This is a genomic window from Thiorhodococcus drewsii AZ1 (assembly GCF_000224065.1).
Taxonomy (GTDB): Bacteria; Pseudomonadota; Gammaproteobacteria; order Chromatiales; family Chromatiaceae; genus Imhoffiella; species Imhoffiella drewsii.
Genome location: NZ_AFWT01000001.1, coordinates 234,903 through 257,334, shown reverse-complemented (window position 1 = coordinate 257,334; position 22,432 = coordinate 234,903). Strand labels below are relative to the sequence as shown.

At 61.9% G+C, this 22,432-nt stretch carries 22 protein-coding genes and 1 riboswitch; of the genes, 8 read left to right on the top strand and 14 right to left on the bottom strand.

Annotated features, from left to right (window positions below):
* The first annotated feature begins 2 nt into the window (after positions 1–2).
* Positions 3–515 (top strand): chemotaxis protein CheW, encoded by a 513-nt coding sequence (locus THIDRDRAFT_RS01095; RefSeq protein ID WP_007038935.1) that lies wholly within the window; start codon positions 3–5, stop codon positions 513–515.
* Positions 516–700: 185 nt separating this feature from the next.
* On the opposite strand, the gene phaR is transcribed toward THIDRDRAFT_RS01095, so the two are convergent.
* On the bottom strand, positions 701–1,177 hold the full coding sequence (gene phaR, locus THIDRDRAFT_RS01090) for a polyhydroxyalkanoate synthesis repressor PhaR (protein WP_007038934.1): 477 nt from the start codon (positions 1,175–1,177) through the stop codon (positions 701–703).
* Positions 1,178–1,319: 142 nt separating this feature from the next.
* Positions 1,320–2,504, bottom strand: a complete 1,185-nt coding sequence (locus tag THIDRDRAFT_RS01085; protein ID WP_007038933.1) for an acetyl-CoA C-acetyltransferase — start codon at positions 2,502–2,504, stop codon at positions 1,320–1,322.
* Between the two features lie 144 nt (positions 2,505–2,648).
* Between THIDRDRAFT_RS01085 and phaE the strand changes: the two genes are divergently transcribed.
* Together phaE and THIDRDRAFT_RS01075 are read left to right on the top strand one after the other, a co-directional pair.
* Positions 2,649–3,734, top strand: coding sequence for a class III poly(R)-hydroxyalkanoic acid synthase subunit PhaE (gene phaE / locus THIDRDRAFT_RS01080; RefSeq protein WP_007038932.1), 1,086 nt, complete (start codon positions 2,649–2,651; stop codon positions 3,732–3,734).
* Positions 3,735–3,790: 56 nt separating this feature from the next.
* Positions 3,791–4,858, top strand: coding sequence for a class III poly(R)-hydroxyalkanoic acid synthase subunit PhaC (locus THIDRDRAFT_RS01075; protein ID WP_007038931.1), 1,068 nt, complete (start codon positions 3,791–3,793; stop codon positions 4,856–4,858).
* A gap of 166 nt (positions 4,859–5,024) precedes the next feature.
* Here THIDRDRAFT_RS01075 and THIDRDRAFT_RS01070 read toward each other — a convergent pair whose 3' ends face one another.
* On the bottom strand, positions 5,025–5,627 hold the full coding sequence (locus THIDRDRAFT_RS01070) for a hypothetical protein (protein ID WP_007038930.1): 603 nt from the start codon (positions 5,625–5,627) through the stop codon (positions 5,025–5,027).
* Positions 5,628–5,638: 11 nt separating this feature from the next.
* Complete coding sequence (locus tag THIDRDRAFT_RS01065; RefSeq protein ID WP_007038929.1) at positions 5,639–7,756, bottom strand: EAL domain-containing response regulator; 2,118 nt, start codon at positions 7,754–7,756, stop codon at positions 5,639–5,641.
* Positions 7,757–7,859: 103 nt separating this feature from the next.
* A riboswitch (TPP riboswitch) is annotated at positions 7,860–8,030 on the top strand.
* Between the two features lie 197 nt (positions 8,031–8,227).
* On the opposite strand from THIDRDRAFT_RS01065, the gene thiC reads away from it, so the two are divergent.
* From thiC to THIDRDRAFT_RS01040, 5 genes are all read left to right on the top strand, one after another.
* Positions 8,228–10,120, top strand: coding sequence for a phosphomethylpyrimidine synthase ThiC (gene thiC, locus THIDRDRAFT_RS01060; RefSeq protein WP_007038928.1), 1,893 nt, complete (start codon positions 8,228–8,230; stop codon positions 10,118–10,120).
* A gap of 438 nt (positions 10,121–10,558) precedes the next feature.
* A complete protein-coding gene (locus THIDRDRAFT_RS01055) occupies positions 10,559–11,698 on the top strand; it encodes a cobalamin B12-binding domain-containing protein (RefSeq protein WP_007038927.1) in 1,140 nt (379 codons plus the stop codon).
* A 53-nt stretch (positions 11,699–11,751) separates the two neighbouring features.
* The gene (locus THIDRDRAFT_RS01050; protein ID WP_245535749.1) at positions 11,752–12,648 is read left to right on the top strand and encodes a GGDEF domain-containing protein; all 897 of its coding nucleotides are present in this window, start codon (positions 11,752–11,754) and stop codon (positions 12,646–12,648) included.
* A 276-nt stretch (positions 12,649–12,924) separates the two neighbouring features.
* On the top strand, positions 12,925–13,968 hold the full coding sequence (hypE, locus tag THIDRDRAFT_RS01045; protein ID WP_007038925.1) for a hydrogenase expression/formation protein HypE: 1,044 nt from the start codon (positions 12,925–12,927) through the stop codon (positions 13,966–13,968).
* Positions 13,969–14,170: 202 nt separating this feature from the next.
* Positions 14,171–14,629: a cache domain-containing protein gene (locus THIDRDRAFT_RS01040; RefSeq protein ID WP_007038924.1), complete on the top strand. Its 459-nt coding sequence runs from the start codon at positions 14,171–14,173 to the stop codon at positions 14,627–14,629.
* A 109-nt stretch (positions 14,630–14,738) separates the two neighbouring features.
* Here the strand turns inward: THIDRDRAFT_RS01040 and THIDRDRAFT_RS01035 are convergent, their stop codons facing one another.
* The 10 genes from THIDRDRAFT_RS01035 to THIDRDRAFT_RS00990 all read right to left on the bottom strand — a co-directional run bounded on the left by THIDRDRAFT_RS01035 (position 14,739) and on the right by THIDRDRAFT_RS00990 (position 22,376).
* Positions 14,739–15,116 carry a helix-turn-helix domain-containing protein gene (locus THIDRDRAFT_RS01035; protein ID WP_007038923.1) on the bottom strand — a complete coding sequence of 126 codons (378 nt, stop codon included), beginning with the start codon at positions 15,114–15,116 and terminating at the stop codon, positions 14,739–14,741.
* 200 nt (positions 15,117–15,316) lie between these two features.
* The gene (locus THIDRDRAFT_RS01030) at positions 15,317–16,300 is read right to left on the bottom strand and encodes a LysR family transcriptional regulator (RefSeq protein ID WP_007038922.1); all 984 of its coding nucleotides are present in this window, start codon (positions 16,298–16,300) and stop codon (positions 15,317–15,319) included.
* 146 nt (positions 16,301–16,446) lie between these two features.
* Positions 16,447–17,601: a twin-arginine translocase subunit TatC gene (tatC, locus tag THIDRDRAFT_RS01025; protein WP_007038921.1), complete on the bottom strand. Its 1,155-nt coding sequence runs from the start codon at positions 17,599–17,601 to the stop codon at positions 16,447–16,449.
* Between the two features lie 233 nt (positions 17,602–17,834).
* The gene (gene tatA, locus THIDRDRAFT_RS01020; RefSeq protein WP_007038920.1) at positions 17,835–18,068 is read right to left on the bottom strand and encodes a twin-arginine translocase TatA/TatE family subunit; all 234 of its coding nucleotides are present in this window, start codon (positions 18,066–18,068) and stop codon (positions 17,835–17,837) included.
* 186 nt (positions 18,069–18,254) lie between these two features.
* On the bottom strand, positions 18,255–18,572 hold the full coding sequence (locus tag THIDRDRAFT_RS01015) for a phosphoribosyl-ATP diphosphatase (protein WP_007038919.1): 318 nt from the start codon (positions 18,570–18,572) through the stop codon (positions 18,255–18,257).
* Positions 18,573–18,588: 16 nt separating this feature from the next.
* Positions 18,589–18,984 (bottom strand): phosphoribosyl-AMP cyclohydrolase, encoded by a 396-nt coding sequence (hisI, locus tag THIDRDRAFT_RS01010; RefSeq protein WP_139058578.1) that lies wholly within the window; start codon positions 18,982–18,984, stop codon positions 18,589–18,591.
* A 39-nt stretch (positions 18,985–19,023) separates the two neighbouring features.
* Positions 19,024–19,767, bottom strand: a complete 744-nt coding sequence (gene hisA, locus THIDRDRAFT_RS01005) for a 1-(5-phosphoribosyl)-5-[(5-phosphoribosylamino)methylideneamino]imidazole-4-carboxamide isomerase (RefSeq protein ID WP_007038917.1) — start codon at positions 19,765–19,767, stop codon at positions 19,024–19,026.
* Positions 19,768–19,816: 49 nt separating this feature from the next.
* A complete protein-coding gene (gene hisB / locus THIDRDRAFT_RS01000) occupies positions 19,817–20,422 on the bottom strand; it encodes an imidazoleglycerol-phosphate dehydratase HisB (protein ID WP_007038916.1) in 606 nt (201 codons plus the stop codon).
* A gap of 120 nt (positions 20,423–20,542) precedes the next feature.
* Positions 20,543–21,349: an OmpA family protein gene (locus tag THIDRDRAFT_RS00995; RefSeq protein ID WP_139058574.1), complete on the bottom strand. Its 807-nt coding sequence runs from the start codon at positions 21,347–21,349 to the stop codon at positions 20,543–20,545.
* Positions 21,350–21,404: 55 nt separating this feature from the next.
* A complete protein-coding gene (locus THIDRDRAFT_RS00990; protein ID WP_007038914.1) occupies positions 21,405–22,376 on the bottom strand; it encodes an SLAC1 anion channel family protein in 972 nt (323 codons plus the stop codon).
* Positions 22,377–22,432 lie beyond the last annotated feature (56 nt).

Below are 22,432 nucleotides of genomic sequence, written 5' to 3'. Positions count from 1 at the left end.
TCATGACACGTGAAACCTCAACCGAGAGCGGACAGGAGAAGGCTCAGTACCTCATCTTCAATCTGCGCGGAGAACCATTCGCCATCCCCCTGCTCGGGGTCAAAGAGATCATCGAATACGGCAGTGTGACCCCTATCCCTGGCATGCCGGAGTTCATTCGAGGAGTGATCAACCTGCGCGGAAGGGTGGTGCCGGTGATCGATCTGGCAGCGCGCTTCGGCGAGCCCCCCACCGTCATCGGCGAGCGCACCTGCGTGGTCATCGTTGAACTGCATGAGGAGACGGGCGTACAGGACATGGGCATCGTGGTCGATGGCGTCAACGCCGTCAGCGATATCCCGGCGAGCGACCTGGAACCGCCACCGAAGTTCGGCGCCAAGATCCGGGTCGATTTCATCCAGGGCATGTGGAAGTCCCAAGACCGCTTCGTGATCGTGCTCGACCAGGCGCGGGTGCTGTCGGTGCAGGAAATCAATCAGCTCGCCGCCTTGGTCGAGGACACTCAGATGGCGTGAAGGAAAGAACGGGCCAGCACCGTACCAACCTTGCACGCATCGCCCTGACGACCAAGAGGAAACGCCGAGCGCCGATCTGTTCACACGGAGATCGCGGTTGCCAATGGCTCCGGGGCTGGCCCCGGATGCAGCTCATTTTTGGCTGAACGCAGTCAAAACGTCACGGATGAACCGAAGGGCTCAGATCAGGACGGATCCTCATCCTTCTTTTTGCGCTCGCCTGAAAGACCGAATCCAGCGGCACGCAGGAGATCGTCCTGGAGTTCGGCCCAGATCTCGACGTTCTTCTGGGTCAGACGCGTCACGGTGTCGAACGGGGTATCGGTCCAGGCCTGAGTCACCTCTTGCTGCTGCTTGGCGAAGAGATTGAGCGAGGTTTCAAGATAGCGAGCGAAGATCCCCTGCAGCGTGCCGCCGTAAAAACGGATGATCTGCGCCAGCATGGAGGCACTGAACAGCGGCTCGCCGCCGGCCTCCTCCTCCAGCATGATCTGCAGCAAAATCGAGCGGGTGATGTCGTTGTCGTTGGCGGTATCGACCACCTTGAAGCTGACACGCCCCATGACGAGCTCGCGCACGTCGGACAGCGTGATGTAACGACTGACCTCGGTGTCATAGAGGCGGCGGTTCGGATACTTCTTGATGATGCGCTCGCTGTTCATGGGCACCTGGGTCTGCGTGGGCGAGGAATGATGCAAGTGTACTCCACTCACGAACGCGCCTCGTCGGCGGTCGCCGACGAGGCGCGTTCGTGACGCAAGGCGACGAGTGGCGCGCCGATGACTCGGCGCGCCACCACCGCGATCAGAGACGCTCGACGGCGAGGGCGACGCCCTGGCCACCACCGATACAAAGGGTCGCGAGACCCTTCTTTGCATCGCGGTGCTGCATCTCGTGGAGCAGGGTCACCAGCACGCGAGCGCCGGAGGCACCGATCGGGTGACCGAGCGAGATGGCGCCGCCATTGACGTTCACCTTGCTCAGATCCCAACCCATCTCCTTGTTGACCGACATGGCCTGAGCGGCGAACGCCTCGTTGGCCTCGATCAGGTCCAGATCGGCCGGCGTCCAGCCCGCCTTCTCAAGGCACTTGGTGGAGGCCGGGATGGGACCGGTGCCCATGATAGCTGGGTCCACGCCGGCGCTGGCGAACGCGACGATACGCGCCATCGGCTTGAGACCCAGCTCCTTCGCCTTGGACTCCTTCATCACCACCACCATGGCGGCGCCATCGTTGATGCCGGAGGCATTGCCCGCAGTCACGGTGCCCTCCTTGTCGAAGGCCGGACGCAGCTTGCCCAGACCCGCGGCCGTGGTCCCGGCGCGCGGGAATTCGTCGGTGTCGACCACCAGCGGATCGCCCTTGCGCTGCGGAATGGAGACGGGAACGATCTCATCCTTGAAGCGACCGGCCTTGATCGCAGCCTCGGCCTTCTGCTGGGACTCGGCGGCGAAGGTATCCTGGGCCTCGCGGGTGAAGCCGAATTGCTTGGCGATGTTCTCAGCCGTAACACCCATGTGATACTGATTGAAGGCATCCCAGAGGCCGTCGACAATCATGGTGTCCACCATCTTCCAGTCGCCCATGCGCTGACCATCGCGCGAGCGGGGCAACACATGACTGGACTGGCTCATGCACTCCTGGCCGCCGGCGATGACGATGTCGGCATCCCCACAGGCGACCGCCTGCATCGCCAGATGAACGGCCTTGAGACCGCTGCCGCAGACCTTGTTGATGGTCATGGCCGGAACCGCATGTGGCAAACCGGCCTTGAGGGTCGTCTGTCGAGCGGGATTCTGGCCGACACCCGCAGTCAGCACCTGACCGAGGATAACCTCGTCGATCTGGTCGGGCGCAATTCCAGTACGCGCCAGCAGCGCCTTGAGCACAGTGGTACCCAGCTCGGTCGCGGGAAGGGACGACAAGGAACCTCCGAAGGTTCCGATTGCGGTGCGTCCAGCATCGACGATGACGATGTTCTCGCTCATGTTAAGCATGTCCTCTCTGGCATCATTGGGGAGTGGTCGAGTATAGATCGAAGCCTATTTGAACGGGATTCTACGCACCTTTGTTGCAGTGCACAAATCGGCATGCTAACGTCTGCACAATACCAACCCGAGGAGGGCAAAAGCATGAGCAATGACAGCTTTTTCAACAACGACTGGATGGATCTCCAGCGCAAGTATTGGGACAGTTGGTCCGACATGAGCCGCAAAGCGATGGGGCTCGACGGCGAAGCCAAGATGACCGCGCCCTGGGAGGGTGCGCTCGACCATTGGTGGAAGGCCTTCGCCCCCGCAGCCCCCGACCTCTCCAAGTCGTTCATGGAGAAGATGATGGAGCAAGGCAAGACGTTCTTCCGCATGGCGGAGACCTTCTCGACCCAGTCCAACGACGGCTCCGCCACCAACGGCATGACCTTCTGGACCAAGGCCCTGGAAGACATGCAACAGCGTTTCTCGGGCAATCTGAACGACGGCGATAACACGCTACAGCGCATGATGTCCTTCTGGGAGATGCCGCTCGACAACTGGCAGCGCATGGTGTCCTCCATGTCGCCGATGCCTGGCGACATGCTGCGCAACATGCCGCACGAGAGCTTCAAGGGCAATCTGGACCGCGCGCTCTCCGCGCCCGGACTCGGCTACACTCGCGAGGAACAGGGCCAATATCAAGAGCTGATGCGTAGCTCCATGGAGTATCAGTCCGCGCTCCAGGAATACAGCGCCTTCTACTCCAAGCTCGGCATGAAATCGGTCGAGCGCATGGGCGACTACATCCAAGGCGTCGTCGACAGCGGCAAGACCATCGACTCGGCCCGCGCACTCTATGACAACTGGGTGAGCTGCTGCGAATCCGTCTACGCCGACGAGGTCGCAACCCCGGAGTACGCCCGGATCCACGGACGCCTGGTCAATGCTCAGATGGCCCTCAAGAAGCGCCTCGCGCTCATCGTCGATGAGAACCTCGGCGCCATGAACATGCCCACCCGCAGCGAGGTACGCACCCTCCAGGATCGTCTCCAGGAGACCCGTCGCGAAAACAAGCGGCTGTCCCAGGGACTGCGGGCGCTGGAGAAGCAGGTCGACGCACTCGCCGGCAAGACGCCCGCGAAGGTGGCAACCGCAAAGCCGGCCACGGCGCTCAAAAGCACGGCCCCGGCCACCAAGACGACCACGCGCCGCAAGACGACCGCCAAGACGACGCCCAGCGAATGAGCTGAATGGCGATATCCGGCACCGCAACAGAGACGAACACCGCGAGGACCACACACATGTTACCCATCGATATCCGACCGGACAGGCTCGCCCAGGAGATGTTCGACTACAGCCGCAAGCTCGGGCAGGGCATGGAGAACCTGCTGAACGCAGAGGCCATCGACACCGGAGTCAGCCCTAAGCAAGCCGTCTATAGCGAGGACAAGCTAGTCCTCTATCGCTACGAGACCCCCGAGGGCGTCGAAACGCAGGAAACGCCCCTGCTGATCGTCTACGCCTTGGTCAACCGCCCCTACATGACCGACATCCAGGAGAACCGCTCCACCATCAAGGGGTTGCTCGCAACAGGCCAGGATGTCTATCTGATCGATTGGGGTTATCCGGATCAGGCCGACAGCGCCCTGACCCTGGACGACTACATCAACGGCTATATCGACCGCTGCGTCGACCATCTGCGCGAGACGCACGACGTCGACAAAGTCAACATCCTCGGCATCTGCCAGGGTGGTGCCTTCAGCCTCATGTACACCTCCATGCACCCGGAGAAGGTGAACAACCTGGTGACCATGGTCACGCCAGTGGACTTCCAGACCCCGGACAACATGCTGTCCTCCTGGGTGCAGAACATCGACGTCGATCTGGCCGTCGACACCATGGGCAATATCCCGGGCGAATTGCTGAACTGGACCTTCCTGTCGCTCAAGCCCTTCAGCCTGACCGGCCAGAAGTACGTCAACATGGTCGATCTGCTGGACGACCCGGACAAGGTGAAGAATTTCCTGCGCATGGAAAAGTGGATCTTCGACAGCCCGGATCAGGCCGGCGAGACCTTCCGCCAGTTCACCAAGGATTTCTACCAGAAGAACGGCTTCATCGAAGGCGGCGTCATGCTGGGCGGACAGGAGGTGAACCTCAAAAACATCACCTGCCCGGTGCTCAATATCTATGCGCTCCAGGACCACCTGGTTCCGCCGGATGCATCCAAACCGCTCAAGTCTCTGATCAGCTCCAAGGACTACACCGAACTCGCCTTCCCCGGCGGGCACATCGGCATCTACGTCAGCGGCAAGGCCCAGAAGGAAGTCACCCCCGCCATCGGCAAATGGCTGAACGAACGGGGTTGATGTAGCTACCAGCTACCAGCTACCAGCTACCAGCTACCAGCTACCAGCTACCAGCTACCAGCTACCAGCTACCAGCTACCAGCTACCAGCTACCAGCTACCAGCTACCAGCTACCAGCTACCAGCTAGATTATAGTGCTGGCGGCTGGCGGCTGGCGGCTGGCGGCCTAATCCTGCACATAGAAGTGACGCCAGCCCATCCCGCTCGCGCGGGTCAGGACGTCGAGCAACGCATGGGAGGGAGTCGCCTCTCCCGGGAACACCTCCTCGATCAGGACGAAGAACCGTCCGAATCCACCCTGCTGCTTCCAATCCCACAGCCAAGGCGGACGCGTTTCCCTGCAACTCGGACAGGTCACGCCCGCATGCGCATGGGACATCCAATGCCTCACATGATCGCGCCAATCGCCCAATCGATGCCGACACGCATTGCAGCGCGGTGCACGCGTATTGCGCCCGTACAGCAGACGCGGATGTTCGAAGGCGGACGAGATGCGGACGTGACAGAAGGGCCCTCGTGAGCCCGGCACATCGCGGATCTGAACCGCGCAGCCGGTAAAGGCCACCAGACTCAGGAATCCCGGCCCGGTGCGAAAGGACGCGCCCCCTTCATCGCCCAAGCGTTCGCCGATGAAGCCCTCCTCGACCAACGCCTCGATCAACAGTGGGGCATGGGGACAGACATGCGGATCGGAAGGCGTCAGGACCAGCCGTCCCGTGTGCGCCGCTGAGGTGGCGTCCGTTCCGTCGAGAATCATGGATCTATCCATGGAATCGATCCTCAAACCTCGGCGGTCGCTCGCCTGAAGTCGAAATTCAGATCCGCCCCCGGCAACTGAATGAAGCTACCCTGGATGAAGTCCGGGCGACAGGTCCAGACACGCTCCAGGCTCTCCTTATCGTCGATACCGGCCACAATGACGATCACCCCGCGCTCTTGCAGCCCCTGAATGAGCCCCATCAGCTCGGATTGATCGCCCCGCGCGAGCACTTGCATCGAGAGCTTGGCGTACTTGACCCCAAGCCCCGGCAGGAGCGCGAGATCCTCCCGCGAGCCCATGACGTTGGCAACACAGGCATGGATGCCATAGGTTCCCAGTCGATCCATGAGCGACTTGGCCTCCAAGCGATTCTGGCGTACATCGGCGAGTTGGAACTGAAGCACTGGATAGAGCTGCACCAGATTGCGCTGCACGATCTGCTCGCGGAACCAGGGAAACCAGTCTGGAGCGGTCAGCGTCTCGACCGACTGATGAACCAGCAAGCGCATACGGGGATGACTGGCGCGATGCTGGTTCATCACCTCCAGCGCCTGAGCCAGCACCCAACGATCGATCCGCACCATCAGACCACCGCGCTCGGCCGAGGCGAGAAACCCCGTGGGCGTCACCAGCTCACCATCCAGGGTCTTGAGCCGTAACTGGGCCTCGTAGAATTCTTCGCCCTGTTTGGCGACCGGAACCAAGGGTTGATGCAGCAGCAGGAGACCATCGTGATTGAGCGCGGCATTGACCAATCGCCGAATCACCCCGAAGCCTCCAGGCACCTCGTCCTGCCCGCCCGTGGACGACCACAACCGAAACTGGTTGCCACCGGCCTCATCGGCCCACTTCAGCGCCTGTTCGGCACGTGCGAGTAAGGTCCCCGCATCCTCCAGCGGTGGCGTCGGCAACCCCACGCCGATACTGACGGTCACACCCGTCAGCTTCGAGCCACCGCGAAACCCCAGCCCCTCGGACAGGCGCGCGCAAAGCTCCGAGGCGAAGGACTCGATCTCCGAGAGCTGCTGACGCGAGGCGAGTACGCCGTAACGGTGCTCGTCCAGCCGAGCCGCAACCTCATCGGGTCCCATGCACTGGGCGATCATCACCTCCATCTGCCGCAGCAGGCGCTCGAAGCCGCCGATACCCAGGCGCTCCAAGGCCCGCGCATGCTGATCGAGCCCCAAAACCACCAGCCCGACACCATCCCGCGCGACCTTCCCCGAGTCGACGAAGACCTCCAGATAGCGCAAAAAGACATCGCGCGGCAGAAACCCCTTGGTGCTTTCGCGCCGGTTCTCTAGGGTGCGCCGATCGTGGAACCAGCGAGATCCGCGCACGCGCTGCTCGATCGCAGCGATCAGTTGGTGACGACGAACCGGTTTGGGAATGAAGCCATCGCCCCCCGCCCGAAGCGCATCCAACTGTCCCGACAGATTGTCCTCAGCGGAGAAAAAGAGGATAGGCAACCCAAAAAACATATCATGATCGCGGATGATGGCCGCCAGTTCAGCCCCGGAGACAGCTGGCATGTCCTGACTCATGAGAATCAGATTGGGCCGGAATGCCTGGAGCCGATCCAGGGTCTTCATGGGATCCTCAACTACCAGCACGTCCATGCCCGCGCCAGCGATGGTGATCGCGATATTCTTCGCTTGATCGGCTTGAGGCTCGACAACCAAGATCCGATATCGGCGGCTGTCGAAGACACCACTCAGGCGCACGATGCGGTCGGCCAGTCGACGCGAGGAAGCCGGCAGCGGCAGATAACTGTCGGCCCCGGCGCGCAAGGCCGCCAAACGGCGCTCCAAGGTGTCGTCGCCACGCTCGCGGCGGGAGAGACAGAGCACGACCGGGCAGGCTCCTTCTTCCGAAACCAACCCGGAGATCAGGCCGGGAAGTCTCTCGGTCCCGCCGATGAACGGAAGATCGACGACGAGAACGCTCGGCGATATCCGGGCGCGCAGGGCGGCTAGACCCTCTGGATCGTCGACGTCCGTCAGGCTCAGCCCCTTGGGCTCGAGCATGGGCTTCAGCTCCTGCAGGAGCTGGGAATCGATGCCCAGAAAGAGGATGGCCGTCTCTGGTTGCGCTTGCTCTGGCGGTTTCATGTCCTTGGTAACCTGTGTCAGTGTCATGCCACACCCAAACCCATCATGATGTGCACGTTGCCGTTTCGCAAATCACACGCCTCGATTTGCGGTTGAAATCGCCGCCTCCTTTCGCTAGTTTCAAAACTCGTCATACTGCTGGGGGTGTCCGTGTCGACCCGCCATCAGCGGATGGTCGGTGGCGGAACATTCCACGTTCAGCCGACCCTTTCGCGAGAAGGCGCACCGATACAGGGCTGAGAGAAGACCCTTCGAACCTGATCCGGGTCATGCTGGCGCAGGAAAGCAGACGGACGCGCATCCCAGATGATCGGGATCGCGGGACATATCGTTGCCGGACCGCACGGCATCGTCCCCGCCATCCTCGCGCGTTCCGCCCGATCGACTCTCCCCCGCCCGCTCGCCGCGCCTGGCCTCCGCCCCGACATCCGGCAGTTAACGAGCCACCGATGGGCCCCTGGCGCCATGACGCGCCCGATTCGTTATTGAGGAAACCAGATGAGCGCCATTCCGCAAGACTTCGTCCGCAAGACCACCCAGCTCTCAGAGGAGGTCACGCGGCCCTTCCCTAATTCGCGCAAGATCCATGTCACCGGATCCAGACCCGATCTGCGCGTGCCCATGCGCGAGGTTTCCCTGACCCCGACCCACACCAATGAAGGTGAGGAAGAGAACCCGCCGGTGTTCGTCTACGATACCTCGGGGCCGTACACGGATCCAAACGCCCGAATCGACCTGCTCGCCGGTCTCGCGGACGTTCGCACCACCTGGATCGAAGAGCGCGGCGACACCGAGCTATTGGACGGCCCCTCATCGGCCTTCGGACGCGCGCGCCAGCACGACCCCGAGTTGGCCCATCTGCGTTTCGAACATCTGCGCACGCCGCGCCGCGCCAAGTCCGGCCGCAACGTGACCCAGATGCACTATGCGCGTCAGGGGATCATCACGCCCGAGATGGAATACGTCGCCATCCGGGAGAACATGCGTCTCGACGAGCTGCGTGCCGACCCGCGTTACGCCAAGGTGTTGCGCCAGCACCCCGGCCAATCCTTCGGTGCCGCGCTCCCCGAAACCATCACCCCCGAATTCGTGCGCGAGGAGATCGCGCGCGGACGCGCCATCATCCCGGCCAACATCAACCACCCCGAGGTCGAGCCCATGATCATCGGGCGCAACTTCCGGGTGAAGATCAACACCAACATCGGCAACTCGGCCCTGACCTCCTCGATCGAGCAGGAGGTCGAGAAGATGGTCTGGTCGGCGCGCTGGGGCGGCGACACCCTGATGGACCTCTCTACCGGCAAGAACATCCACGAAACGCGCGAGTGGATCCTGCGCAACGCGCCCATGCCGATCGGCACCGTGCCCATCTACCAGGCGCTGGAGAAGGTGGACGGAAAGCCCGAGGAGCTGAGCTGGGAGATCGTGCGCGATACGCTCATCGAACAGGCCGAGCAGGGCGTCGACTATTTCACCATCCATGCCGGGGTTCTGCTGCGCTACGTGCCGTTGACCGCCGACCGCCTCACCGGCATCGTCTCGCGCGGCGGCTCCATCCTCGCCAAGTGGTGTCTCGCGCATCACCAGGAAAACTTCCTCTACACCCATTTCGCCGAGATCTGCGAGATCATGCAGGCCTACGACGTAGCCTTCAGTCTGGGCGACGGACTGCGCCCCGGCTCGCTGGCCGACGCCAACGACCGCGCCCAGTTCGCCGAACTCGAAACCCTGGGCGAGCTGACCAAGGTCGCCTGGGAGCACGATGTCCAGGTCATGATCGAAGGCCCAGGCCACGTCCCGCTGCAGATGGTCCAGGACAACATGACCAAGGAACTGGCCGACTGTTATGAGGCGCCCTTCTACACACTCGGGCCATTGGTGACGGACATCGCACCGGCCTACGACCACATCACCTCGGGCATCGGCGCCGCCAACATCGGCTGGTACGGCACCGCCATGCTCTGCTACGTCACGCCCAAGGAGCATCTGGGTCTGCCCGACAAGCAGGACGTGCGCGACGGCATCGTCACCTACAAGATTGCCGCCCACGCCGCCGATCTGGCCAAGGGCCTGCCGGGCGCCCAGATCCAGGACAACGCCCTGTCCAAGGCCCGCTTCGAGTTCCGCTGGGAGGACCAGTTCAACCTCTCGCTCGATCCCGAACGCGCTCGCGAATACCACGACCAGACCATGCCGCACATGTCGCACAAGGTCGCCCACTTCTGCTCCATGTGCGGCCCGCACTTCTGCTCGATGAAGATCACGCAGGATGTGCGCGACTATGCGGAGAGCCATCGGATCGAGAACGTCGAGACGGCGGTGGAAGAGGGGCTGAAGGAGAAGGCGCGGGAGTTCCGGCAGGATGGCGCAGCCATCTACCGAGCCGTCTAGTCGCCGAAAAATTGGATGTAACCTGGGATCGCCGACGTACGTCGGCGTTTCCCGGACAGAACATGCCCGGAGTGGCTTGCGTTATCCTCGCGGCGCTGTGGCCCACTGCAACTTGGGGATCCCAGCCAGCCTCCCAGCATGGACAACAGCCTATTCCTCGCACCATCGGGAAGACGCCGTTGGAACCGGATGATAGGACCAACGGTTTTGGCGATCCGACAACTCGGCGCATAATTGCAAGCTGGCGGTCGCTCACGGCAACGAAACTTGAAGCCGATCGTGGAAGGATCATGCCGCTGGCTCGACCGACATCCGGTCCGCGACATCAGGATGTGCCAAAACGAAACGAATGGATTGAGCTGCGCAGTAGTCGCGCCGTCGTGACACGCCGCTGGAGGGATCCCATATGAACTCTCATCTGTATGATCCGCGTTTACGATGCCCACTCAAAACTCGATCAACACCGATCGGACCAACGCGCTCACCAACAGAATCGCGGCCCTGATCCCGTGTCCACCGGTCGCCGCGCAACTTTACGCCGAACGCGCCGATGCACTGGCCTCTCAGGTTTCGAGCCGGCTGGCACACCACCCGAAGATCGCCGCTTTTCTCAACGGCAATCCCTTCCGTCTGCTCGAAATCAACCACCGCAATCACGCCGCGCTCATTGCGGGAATCCTTCGCACGAACGATTTCAAACTCCTGGCCAAGGTTCTGTCCTGGTCCTACCACGCCTACCATGGGCAAGGCGTTCCCTACGAATATTTCCTCGCCCGGAACCTGGCCTGGAAGGAAGCGATTCAGGCGCAATTGCCCGCGCTTGAGGCCCATTGCCTGCTCGACCTCTACGACTGGATACTCGGTGCGCATCAAGACATCATCCATGCCGCCGAGGCCTATCGCATCGAAGGACCAGGAATTCCGCAGGAATTGCACGAGGCCTATGCCGCGATTCTCGAATCATTGATCGCGGGCGATTACCTCAACGCACTGGAGCACTGCCATCGTCTGCTGGACAACGGCTTGCCTTTTCCCAAATTGCTCCAATACATCGTCTACCCCGCAATGTTCGAGATCGGCGAGCGCTGGGAGAACGGCGACGTCTCCATTGCCATGGAGCACCAGGCAACATCCACAGCCTATCTGATGCTATCGACCCTCTATTACGCCCAGCCCTTCCCGGCGGCCCACCGAGGCGAGGCGATCGTTGCCCCCGTCACCAACGAGTTCCATGAACTGGGCGCTTGGATGGTCTCGGCCTGTCTCGAATTGGATGGCTGGAACGTCACCCTGCTCCCGGGCGACACCACGCTGGAGGGCATCACCGAGGCGGCTCGGCGCGTCTCCCCGCGCTTCGTTGCCCTGTCGATCAGCCTGCCCAGCAACGTTCCGATCGCACGCAAGGTCATCGAGACTCTGCGCGCGTCGCTCCCGGCGGACTCGAACACCCACATCCTGGTCGGGGGCCGCGCCTTGCTCACGGCACCGTCACTGGCCGAATGGCTCGGCGCCGACCTTTCACTCCCGGACTGCGAGTCGGCTGTCGACTGGGCTCGCACCCTGCCCTCCGCCGCATGAATCTCGACCATGCTCACGAGAAGGATCTTTTGTGGGCGCTGAAGCGCCACGTGATGAGCTCCGGTCGCCTGCTCGTCATCGAGCTGGACGCGGAGGGCCGAATCCGAGAATCCAATATCGCCTTTCGTTCACGTTTCGCCGGCTTCAACCGGCCCGACGGTGAAACGGTCGCAAGCTTCTTCACCAGCACGAGCGGTGAATCGCCGGATATCGAGGCCGGTATCGCTCAACGCACGGCGATCACGCACGTCCTGATCGACCGCAGATCGGGCGAAACCTTTCTGTTCCATGCCTACCAGCTTGGAGACGGGGCGCTGCTCATCGGCGAACTCGCCAACGCCGAGGACAGCGACATCATCGAGCGGATGGGACACCTCGCGATCGAGATGTCGAGACTGGTGCGGGATCTGCGCAAGACCAATCAGGATCTGCTCATGGCCAACGCGCGCGCAGAAAAACTGGCGCGCACGGATCCGCTGACCGGAATCGCCAATCGGCGTTATTTCATGGAACGGCTACGTCAGAGCATCGATCACGCGCAGACGCGCAACCGCCAACTGTCGCTGCTGATGATGGATCTCGATCACTTCAAGAGCATCAACGACCGGTTCGGACATACCGGCGGCGACGCAGTTCTGATCGCGGTCGCCGCACTGCTGGTCGCCAAGGTTCGCAGCGCGGACCTGCCCGGGCGTTTCGGCGGCGAGGAATTCATTCTCTACATGCAGGACGCCCCGCTCCTCGCCGCGACCGACGCCGCAGAACGTCTGCGCAAAGAGATCGGCACACTGAGACCCTGCGGAGAGGAATGCAGGATTTCGACCAGCATCGGCGTAACGGAACTCGTGCCCGACGACACGGCGGAATCCCTGATCCAGCGCGCCGACCAACTGCTCTACCGCGCCAAATCCGAAGGACGCAACCGCGTGATCGCCGAGCCGAAAGGCTGACCGAAGGTCTTGACCCCAACGCGCCAAAGGCATCATGCCAGCAAGCGGCGCCCCCGATTCCCGGACTCGACTTGCGCGGTTGCGAAGCGGCTGGCAGATTGCGATCGTCGCGTTCGACGACAGGAAGCGCTCGCCTTGAACGGCCATCGCTCAAACCATAAACCCCGACGCGGCCCCTGAACCGAACCATCGCCCCACGGCGAACGCATGCGCTCGATCAGAACGACCGAACTGGCGAGCCTCCTTCACCCAGACCACGGCGACACATTTCCACCCATGACAGACCGACGCTTCCCTCTCCGACTGGACCTGAAACGCGGCACCGTGGACATGAGTCACGGCGCCGGCGGCCGAGCCACAGCGCAACTCATCGCAGAGGTCTTCCAGGCCGCGCTCGACAACGGCCTACTCGCCCAGGGCAACGATCAGGCGCTGTTCTCTCCGCCCGCCGGAAGACTGGTCATGAGCACCGACGGCCATGTCATCTCTCCCCTGTTCTTTCCCGGCGGCGACATCGGCTGTCTGTCCGTGCACGGAACCATCAACGACGTCGCCATGGCCGGCGCCCGACCGCTCTATCTGTCCGCCGGCTTTATCATCGAAGAAGGGTTCCCCCTGGACGATCTGGTCCGCATCGTCCAGAGCATGGGCGAGGCGGCGAAGGCCGCCGGCGTACCGATCGTCACGGGTGACACCAAGGTCGTCGAGCGCGGCAAGGGCGATGGCGTCTTCATCACCACCACAGGCATTGGCGTGGTACCAGACGGGATCCAGATATCCGGCGACCTGGCACGCCCAGGCGACGCCATCCTGGTCAGCGGCAGCATCGGCGACCACGGCGTTTCCATCCTCTCGAAACGTGAGAATCTGGGATTTGCGACCGAAATCCACTCCGACACGGCCGCCCTGCACGATCTGGTCGCAGCCATGGTCGCCAGCGTGCCCGAAATCCACTGTCTGCGCGACCCGACCCGAGGTGGACTGGCAACGACCTTGAACGAACTGGCGTTCCAGTCCGGCGTGGGCATGCAGATCCGCGAGGAGTGCATTCCGATCAAGGCGGAGGTGTCTGCGGCCTGCGAGCTGCTGGGACTCGACCCGCTTTACGTCGCCAACGAAGGCAAGCTGATCGCCATCTGTCCCGCCGACCGCGCCGAACATCTGTTGGCAACGATGCGCGCTCACCCCCTGGGCTCTGAGTCCGCGATCATCGGCGCGGTTGTCGAGGACGATCTGCACTTCGTGCAAATGGAGACAGGATTCGGCGGAAGCCGAATCGTCGACTGGCTCGCAGGCGAGCAGCTGCCGCGTATCTGCTGAGGAATCGTCCAACAACAGCTGTCCGATTTTCGTAGCGGCCCTGTTTCCGAAACGTCTGCGGCACCCAGATAGCGGGAAGCAATGCGCCCATCCCCGACACGGAGCGTCCCCACCGGGCTAGATCTGGCCCGGTTTTTATACTAAGGTCGCTCTGCCTTCGGGCATCAAAGAACTCACATAAGAACGACGAGGAGAACCAGGCATGATCTCAAGATTGACCGCTATTGCGGCCGGCGCGCTCCTGTGCGGCACCTTCAACCTCGCCCTGGCCGGAGAGATGGCAACCCCCGACGAAGCCAAGGCCATGTCACAGAAGGCACAAACCGCCGTCAACACGATGGGACAGGACAAGGCGTTCGCCGCCTTCGCGGCGGACGATGGTGGCTTCAAGGAGAAGGATCTCTACGTCTTCTGCATGGATATGGACGGCGTCATGCTCTCGCACGCCATGAAACCCGAACTGGTCGGCAAGAACCTGCTGGATTTCAACAAATACGGCGATACCCTGTTCAAGAACATGATCGAGGTCGCAAAAACCTCCGGCGAAGGCTGGGTCGACTACAAGTGGCCCTATCCGGGCTCGGATGAGATTCGCGAAAAGACCAGTTACGTCATGACCAACGACGGCGGCTTCTTCTGCGGTGTGGGCGCCTACAAATAAGCACCTTGACTGGAAAAAGGGCAAAAAAACACCCGTCGACTCGACGGGTGTTTTCAGATGCCGGTCCCAGACGCTTCTCACTCGGATGCGCCCGAAATCGCGCGCTAGATCAGGACTCCGAAACCTCGAAGTCCTCGCTGACGGGCTCCTCCGACACGACGCCGAGTACGACCTCAGCTTCGGCAAGCTTGATGAGCGTCTCCCGTCCACGATCGTCGGTCTGGCGGCAGAGTTCCACCAGCTGACGCTCCTGCGGCGACAGCGGATCCTTGTCGTCGAGGCACAACAGATAGGTTGGCGTTACAGTTCCGAGGGCGACCGACAACTCATGGGCCTCCTCTAGCCCCATCCGGCGAATTCCTTGCTCGTAGTTGCTGATGCGAGACTTGGAGAGGGAGTTGGTACGACCGGAAAGGTCAGAAAGACTGAGCTTCTGCTCCTGCCGGGCCGCACGCAGACGTTGGCCAATTTGTTTTGTCAGGTCCATAGTAGGTAAGGTTTCAAAAAGCCTTCTTTCGTTGGTGGTACAAAGAGTTAGTACAATAGGCGGCGGTTAAGTTCGCCAGCGCAAGCAGGCCACACGTCCGATATGCGGGAACTTAACCGTCGGTTTGCCGTCCGGCGCAAAACACGGAACGCTCGATCCGTGTCTCCGGTGGTTGGCTTCAGAGATGACTTCCGAGATTCTCAGCCCAGAAAGGCATCTTCCCATTCGGCATCGCCGACGGTTTGGGGTTGCGGCTCCACGATCCGGTCCGCAAAGGCCCGATCAAGCGTCTTGATAAAACACTTGGTCTGAGGTGACAGGAATTTCCCTCGGCGTTGCACAATACCGTAGCTGCGCTTGGGGAAATACTGTCCGATGGGGATGACTCCCAGGTTTTCGTCACCTGTGAGACAGACGTCGGTCACGATCGAGATGCCTAGACCAAGCTCGACGTATTTCTTGATGACTTCCCAGCCACCCGCTTCCATGGTGACCCGGTAGCCGAGATTGTGCTGCTTGAAGACGAGATCCACCATTCTCCAGGTACTCAGATGGCGCGGAGGCAGGATGAGCCCATAGGGCGTGATCTCATCGAGGGTGACGGACTTTTTTTCCGCGAGCGGATGGTCCTTGGGCGTGATCAGGGTCGGCTGATAGGTGACGAAGGGCCGATAGGTGATGTCATCCGGGATCTCCAGCATGGAGCCCACGGCAAGATCCACCTCATCCGCCCGCAACATCGCCAGACCATCGCGCCCGGTCACGTTGTGAAGCTTGAGCTCGATCCCCGGATACTGGTCGACGAATGACTGCACTGGGTCGGGCAGGATATAGAGAATGGTCGATTCGCCGGCGGCGATGTTGAGCACCCCCTGATCCACGCGACCACATTGGGTCGCGAAGGTCTCATGGAGCTTATCCATACCCTCGACGAGGGGCTCCGCCATCTGGAACAGCAGATCGCCCTCTGGAGTCAGCTTGATTTTCGGTCCACGGCGCTCGAAGAGCACGGTCCCGAATTCACGCTCCAAGGCCTGGATCTGCAGGGACACGGTCGGCTGACTGAGAAAGATCTTTTCCGCTGCGGCACTGACGCTACCAGTCCGCGCGGCATGACAGAACGCCCGCAGTTGTTTCAACCGGTTCTGTTTGTAATGAATCTGAGATCCAGCTCCCACGGTCATACCCTACCTTTCGCCCAATAATGACGATTGATAGTATCCCAGCAAAGACATTGATAACAGCAATACGCACATAGGTTCAGGAAACAGGTGGCGAAAGTGCGACCTGGGGCACCGAAATAGCCATCAACGGGTCGAGCCACATCCAATCAGCCTTGATCCAGCTGAAGCAGGATGTTGCGCGCGACCCGGCGTTGATCCGCGTCCCCTTCCTCCAAGACCTCGTAGAGCACCTGGCGGGCGGCGAACTCGTTGTCCAATTCTCGCAGCCGATTCGCGCGACGAATCTTCTCCTCGATTGAATTGACGGATCCGCCAGCAGCCGGTGCGGCGACGGGTGCGTCCTGATCGCGGGATTCGCCCTCGGCGACATCGATGAGGTCGAGCTCGGCCTCCATTTCGTCCTCGCTCAGAGGATGCCAGCCCTCGGAAGATCCGGCCGCAACCGACTGACCCGCACCGCCAGCCGCCGGCCCGGAGGTCGCGCCAGGCTTAGACGTGGACACCGAGGGAGTCGTCAAGGCTCCACCCGAGTCCGGCCCCGGCCCCCGCCCCTCCTTCTCGCGCTGACGTAACAGGATGCGCGAGAAGAAGACTCCGAGCTCGAACAGCAGCCACATGGGCAGGGCCAGCAGGGTCTGAGAAATGACGTCGGGCGGGGTCAGCAGCATGCCGACAACGAAGACGCCGACGACGACGTAGGGCCGCTTGCTGGCGAGCACATCAGGCGTCACGGCGCCGATGGCCACCAGCAGGATGGTCGCGATGGGAATCTCGAACGCCAGACCGAAGGCGAAGAAGAGCGTCAGCACGAAATCCAGATAGGACGAGATGTCGGTCATCATCTCGACGCCGGCGGGCGTAGTCCCGGCCATGAATGCGAAGACCAGCGGGAACACCACGAAGTAGGCGAACGCCATACCGACGTAGAAAAGCAGGATGCTCGAAATCAGCAGCGGCACGGCCAGGCGCTTCTCATGCTGATAGAGCCCAGGCGCGACGAAGGCCCAGAGCTGATAGAGCAGATAGGGCATGGAAAGAAACACGGCCCCAACCAACGCCAGCTTGAACGGCGTGAGGAAGGGGGAGGCCACCTGAGTGGCGATCATGGTGTTTCCGGCCGGAAGCTGTGCCAGCAAGGGTGCCGCTACGTAGGAGTAGAGGTCGTTGGCGAAGGGAAACACCAACAGCACCACCAGGCCGACCGCGATCGACATGCGGATCATGCGATCACGCAATTCGACCAGATGGGAAAGGAAGGGCTGTTCAGCGCCCGGATCGTCGGGCTGCATCGCAGAGGGCATGGGTGTCGCTCTTTCGATTAGGAAGCAGTGGACGCGGAACCTTCTGGAACGCGCTAGACGGTGGGCCGGAACAGCCGGGAGTATCGAACGAGACGCCGGTCAGCAACCATCGCCGGATGGCGATCGTGCCGGATACGGCATTCCGTCGACCGTCGCCGGAAAGACGACTTCATCGCGACACCGTAGGCGTCGACGGCCTAAACCGATCGATGCCCGCGTGCTCCAAGAGGTGCTCAGACGTGAGGTTTGTCCTCGGTCTTCGGCTTGGCGGAATCCCCCTGCACCGAGGACTCTGCACGCGGGGCGCTCTCTTCCTCAGAGTCCTGCTGAGACATGGCGCTGCGGAAACCTTTGACGGCACTACCAAGATCCGAGCCGATACCCTTCAATCGCTTGGTGCCGAACAGCAACACCACGATCACCAGAATGATCAAAAGCTGCCAGATACTGATTCCACCCGCACCCATGCTTTATCTCCAGACCAGCCGGCAAACGGCGGTCGATTGTCGTTCAGTGTCGATTTTGGAAGACTGGTCGGTCACGCCCGCCGGCGCATTTTTGCGGGTTCGGGCACGCAGAGACGACCGAAGCGTTCCGCAGCCAATGCGTAATACTACTCTATTCGCGATTCGAACCGCCACAGGCATCCAAGTTTACTTGGTCCGACTCGCCTTTTCCTCCAAGCCGGACAACCCGAAGCGGCGATCCAACTCGGCCAGCACCGCCTCCGGCCCCAGTTGCTGATGGGCCAAGAGTACCAAAGTGTGGAACCAGAGATCCGCGACCTCGTACACAATCTTATCAGGAACCCCATCCTTGGCCGCCATCACCGTCTCGGTCGCCTCCTCGCCCACCTTCTTGAGGATAGCGTCCAAGCCCTTGGCATAGAGCTTCGCGACATAGGACGACTCCGGGTCCGCAGCCTTGCGTTCTTCGAGGACTTCGGCCAGGCGCGTCAAGACATCTGTCATATTCTGAGGATTCCGATCAGGGGTTGCGATAAATGCTATCCGGATCCTGGAGCACGGGCGAAACCTCCGCCCAGTCGCCGTTCGCATCCAGTTCGCGGAAAAAACACGTGTGGCGCCCGGTATGACAGGCGATCCCGCCTTTCTGTTCCACCCGCAACAAAACGACGTCCCCATCGCAGTCGACACGGAGCGCGCGCACGATCTGCTGATGGCCCGATTCCTCGCCCTTGTGCCATAGACGCCCACGCGAGCGCGACCAATAGACCGCGTGACCGGTCTCGCGCGTCAGACATAGCGACTCGCGATTCATCCAGGCCATCATCAGGATGACCCCGGTCCCCTCCTCCTGGGCGATGGCTGGAACCAGCCCGTCGGCGTCCCATTTGATGGCATCGAGCCAGGTGTCAGTCATGCTCATGGAAGCTCCTGATGGGATCGATCGCAGGTGGGCTCAGCCGGTCTGACGGAGACTGTCGGCGAGCCGCTGACCCTCGGCGAAATCGAGCGTACCCTCGTAGATGGCGCGCCCGGTGATAGCAGCAGAGATACCGCTCGAAGCCGCCTCGGCGAGCGCCCGAATATCCTCGATACCGGTAATGCCTCCAGAAGCGACCACCGGCGTACGAATGGCCTCGGCCAGGGCGCGCGTCGCCTCGACATTGGGACCGCTCAGCATGCCGTCGCGTCCGATGTCCGTATAGACGATGGCCGAGACGCCATCGTCCTCGAAACGCTTGGCCAGTTCATCCACCCGATAGGGGGTAATCTCGGCCCAGCCCTTGATGGCGACCTGACCGTCCTTGGCGTCCAGCCCGACCATCACATGCCCGGGGAAGGCGCGACAGGCGCGGGCGACGAACTCGGGCTCCTTCACCGCCTGGGTGCCGATGATGCAGTAGGACACGCCGGCACTGAGATAGGCCTCGATGGTGGCCTCGTCGCGGATGCCCCCGCCGACCTGGATCGGCAGATCCGGATAGGCCGCCGCGATGCCACGGATGGCCTCGCCGTTCACCGGCTCGCCGGCGAATGCACCGTTGAGGTCGACCAGATGCAGCCGACGCGCGCCCTCGCGCACCCAGCGACCGGCCATCTCGACCGGATCGTCGGAAAAAATGGTTTCGTCGTCCATGCGGCCTTGACGCAGGCGCACGCAGCGCCCGTCCTTCAAATCGATTGCGGGGATCAACAGCACCGGATGGGTCTCTCGCGGTTCGTGAAAAATCGGATCAGTGTGGATGGGCCTACAAGGCCCCCTTGGTCGATGGCGTCATGCCCGCCATGCGCGGATCGGGCTCCACCGCCATGCGCAGCGCACGCCCGAAGGCCTTGAAGATGGTCTCGGCCTGGTGGTGGGCGTTGGTGCCGCGCAGATTGTCGATGTGCAGTGTCATACCGGCATGATTGACCAGGCCGTGGAAGAACTCCTGGAACAGATCCACGTCGAAGGCCCCGATCATGGCGCGACTGAAGTCGACCTCGTAGACCAGCCCGGGGCGGCCCGAGAGATCGATCACCACGCGCGACAGCGCCTCGTCCAAGGGGACGTAGGCATGACCGTAGCGACGGATCCCGCGCTTGTCGCCCAGCGACTTGGCCAAGGCCTGGCCGAGCGTGATGCCGATGTCCTCGACCGTATGATGCGCATCGATATGAAGATCGCCGACGGCATGGATATCCAGATCGATCAGACCATGGCGCGCGACCTGATCCAACATGTGGTCCAGGAAGGGAACCCCGGTTTGGAAACGGGAGCACCCGCTACCGTCGAGATCGATCTCGATCTGGATCTGGGTCTCCAAGGTATTGCGTTCGATCCGAGCCTGGCGGCTGGAGATTTCGGAAGCCATCGGTTGATCGTCTGCGGCCTTAAAGCGGCATTAAACCACAGCCGGGCCGACGATCATAAGACCCGCGCCACCAGGGCTCGCGTTTTTTCCCCTCTGACACCCGCCCAACAGAGGCACCGCTCAGGGCGAGATGAAATAGACATCGACCGAGACACCGCGCGCACGCCCCTCGGACACCGAGTCCCCGGCATTCGGTCGGCCCTCGCCCAACGTCTCCAGCTCGATCCGATCGGCCTCGCCCCCTTGGGCGACCAGCCGATCGCGGAGCCCGCGTGCGGCAGCCTCCAACGCGACCGGATCGCCCGACGCTGAACCAGCGCCATCGACCCGCCCCCGCAACGACAGCCGCAGACGCGGATTGTGGGCAAGGACATCCGCGAGCCGGGCGATGCGCTCGGAAACGCCGCCCGCCGGCCCCGCCTCGAGCTCGGCCTCCGACACAGAGACGCGCAAGCCCTCCTCCGTGTAACGGGCCTGCAGGAAGGCGAGGTCCGCGTCCAACCGGGCCTGATTGTCTTTGGTCTCGCGCAACAGTGCGCGGGCTCGGTTCAGTCGATCCTGGTGCGCCTTGGCGATGGAGGTCAGCTCTTCAAGGATGAGCGCATGCTCGCGCTCGAAGGAAGCGGTCTGCTGACGCCGCAGCGAGGCCATTTCATCCTCCAGGCGCTGCAGTCTCCGCTGCATCTCACCAAAAGGGTCGGAAGCAACAGACCCGCCATCCTTCCTGGAAGCGGCGGCGGGCGGCACTGTCACCTTCGCCATCGGCTCGACGATCTCGGGCCGAGCAGGCTCCGGAAACCGCGCTGGTTCGGCATCCGTGCCCCGCCCATGATCAACGCGATAGACGAGCAGCAGCCCCGCACAGAAGGTCAGCAAAAGATAGCCGATCGCAAACAGGGTTCTCGATCTGGCTGGCCGATTGGTCATGGACATAGTGATTTCCGTCGACCCATTTGGATGAATGGGGTTTCCGCGCTGGCGCTCATTGATCTGGGAGACAAACCCGGCCTTTGAGCACCGCGACCCCGGTCGCGGCCAAAAGCCACAGCACGATGCCGGACAACAGGGTGAGCATCCCGACCCCGAGATAGCGGTAAAAATCGACGCCAGTGCGCTCGAACATCACCAGACTGGCAATGCTGAAGGCCGCGAGCGGGAAGGAGTAGGCCCACCAGGTCAGCGAGAAACTCAGGCGCAAAAAGCGCGGCGCCTGGGTGAAAAGCAGCAGGGTCAGGAAGAGCGCACTGAAATAGAGCACCCGAGCGAAGCTGTCCAGCCCCTCAACCAGTTGCATGTAGGCCACGAACCCAACCGATGGCGGCGCGATCAGGATGAACAGGGTCGGCATCAGGCGCTCTTCGATCGGATGATGGAACAGCACCCGATTGAAGATAATCGACAACAGGACGATCCAGAACAGCATCCCGATGCTGAAGAAGAACCAGGAGACCTCGACGAACCCCAGACCGACCCCGGCAATCGGAACCAGCGCATTTCCGACCACCGGAATGAACCAGGCCGGATTCATGTGGTGGACCTGAAAATGCTCGCGATGAATCCAGACATTCATGATGTAGAGGGTCAAGGCCAGATGCAGCGACGCGCCAGCACCCCATAGCGCGAAACTCACCGAGGGCTGACGGTCGAGAAAGGCCGCTGCGAGCAACAGCAGGCCGATGGAAATGGTCGGAAAGAAATTGAGCTTGATCGGATGCCGCAGCTCTTGGAGTACGGCCGCACGGCGCAGCAGCAGCTTGCCCAGATAGAGGGTCGCGAGCAGGACAAAGACAGTCGCAGCAAAGACGAGCAGTCCATCGGCGAGCGGCCATTCGAGTCCCAGTATGACCTGAGCCTTCTCCCAGCCGATGGTGAGCCCGGTCAACCCCATCACCATCGCGAAGAAGGCGATGGGGAAATGTTCCAGCCTCGAACGGCTGGCGATCTGCGCTGTCATGTTGACTCCGATGCGGCCGCCCTCCGCCTGAGCGACGCTCGATAGAGCCGACGCCG